The following is a 1,950-nucleotide window of genomic DNA, read 5'->3' as shown; positions in this document are numbered from 1 at the left end:
TTGCGAAATTCGAGGTTTTAAAAAACAGCCTGAAGCTACTATTTCAGGCATGTTTCCAGGTGACCATGACATTGAGTGTGCGGTAGTAGAACTGGAGGGCTGCCTGCCAGAGCCCTTGCGCTCGCTCGCCCGCGTGGCGTATGACTACCGCTGGTCATGGACGGCCGATGGCGCGGCCTTGTTCGAGACTTTGGACCCCGAGCGCTGGGCCCGCACCGGGCACAACCCCCGGCGACTGCTGACCGAGACCCCGCGCGCCATGCTGGAGCGGGCCGCCGAGGACGCCGGCTTCGTCGGCTGGGTCGACCGCATTGCGGCCGAGTTGGCGGCCGACCGGGCCCGGCCCTGGTGCGCTGGCGCTGTCAGTCCGGCGCACCCGGTGGCGTTTTGCTGCTCCGAATTTGGCGTGCACGGCTCGCTGCCGATCTACTCCGGGGGCTTGGGTGTGCTGGCGGGCGACATCCTGAAAGAGGCTTCCGATTTGGCGCTGCCGATGGTGGGGCTGGGGCTGATGTACCGCACCGGCTACTTTCACCAGCGCATTGACGCGACCGGCTATCAGCATGAGTACTGGCTGGATGCCGACCCCGAGCGGCTGCCCTGCGTCAAGGTCACCGGCGCCGATGGGCGACCCGTGACGGTCACGGTGCCCATTGAAACTGAAAACGTCACCGCCCAAATCTGGCGCGTCGATATCGGGCGCGTGCCACTCTACCTGCTCGACACCGATTTGCCGGTGAACAGCCAGGTCGGGCGCTGGATCACCTCGCGCCTGTACGAGAGCAACCGCAGCATCCGGTTGGCCCAATATGCGGTGCTGGGCGTGGGCGGCGTGCGGGCCTTGCGAGCGTTGGGGCTGGCCCCTTGCGTTTACCACCTGAACGAGGGTCACCCGGTGCTGGGCGTGTTTGAGTTACTGGCTCAAGCGCAGGCACAAGCCCTCGCTGGCCAAGGGTTTGATGAGGCCTGGCAGCAGGTGCGCGAGCAGGTGGTGTTCACCACCCACACCCCGGTGCCAGCCGGCAATGAGACCTACGGGCGCGCCGAGGTGCTGGGCATGCTGGGGCGCGTGGCAGACGGGGTGTGTGACCGCGAGCGTTTTCTCAGTCTGGGCCGACTGGACCCCAGCAATCCCGAGCAGCCGGTGAGCATGACGGTGCTGGCGCTGCGGGCCAGTCGCCATGCCAACGGCGTGAGCGCCCGCCATGGCGCGGTGGCGCGTGCCATGTGGCAACCCTTGTTCGCTGACCGGGCCGTGGCCGATGTGCCCATCAGCCACATCACCAATGGCGTGCATGTGCCGACCTGGTTGCACGGCCCGATGCGCACGTTGCTGGACCGCTATCTGGGCGAAGGCTGGCTCAGCCGGGCTGACCAGCCCGCCACCTGGGCGCCGGTGCAAAACATTCCAGCTGCCGAGTTGTGGGCCGCACGCGGTGCGGCGCGACGGCAATTGGTGGACATGATTGCACGCCGTGCCACCAGAGACCGGTTGAGCCGAGGCGAGCCGCTGGACTACGCCGAGGCGCCCCGAAGCGGTTTCGATCCCGAGCGCCTCACCCTCGGATTTGCGCGCCGACTGGCCACCTACAAACGCCTGCATCTGGTGGCCTTGCTGCCCGAGCGGGCGTTGGCTCTGGTCGGGGGTGAGCGCCCGGTGCAGTTTGTGTTTTCAGGCAAGGCGCATCCGGCCGACATCGCCGCCAAAGACGTGGTGCGCCAGGTGTTCGCCCTCAAGCGTGCGCCGAGTGTGGCCGGGCGCGCGGCGTTTTTGGAGGACTACGACTTGGCGCTGGCCGGGCAGCTGGTGGCGGGCTGCGATGTGTGGATCAACGTACCGCGTCCGCCCAATGAGGCGAGTGGCACCAGCGGCATGAAGTCAAGTTTGAACGGGGGTTTGCAACTCTCGGTGCTGGACGGCTGGTGGGCCGAAGCCTATGACGGCAGCAA

At 66.7% G+C, this 1,950-nt stretch carries 1 protein-coding gene; it reads left to right on the top strand.

The features are described 5' to 3' along the window. Positions 1 to 49 precede the first annotated feature (49 nt). The coding region (gene glgP / locus WCG50_RS19200; protein WP_336901196.1) for an alpha-glucan family phosphorylase at positions 50 to 1,950 on the top strand (1,901 nt) is incomplete at its 3' end.

This window comes from Rhodoferax sp. (assembly GCF_037143375.1).
Lineage (GTDB): Bacteria > Pseudomonadota > Gammaproteobacteria > Burkholderiales > Burkholderiaceae_C > Rhodoferax.
The sequence above is the reverse complement of the archived record's forward strand: the minus strand, read 5'-3'. Positions and strand labels throughout refer to the sequence as shown.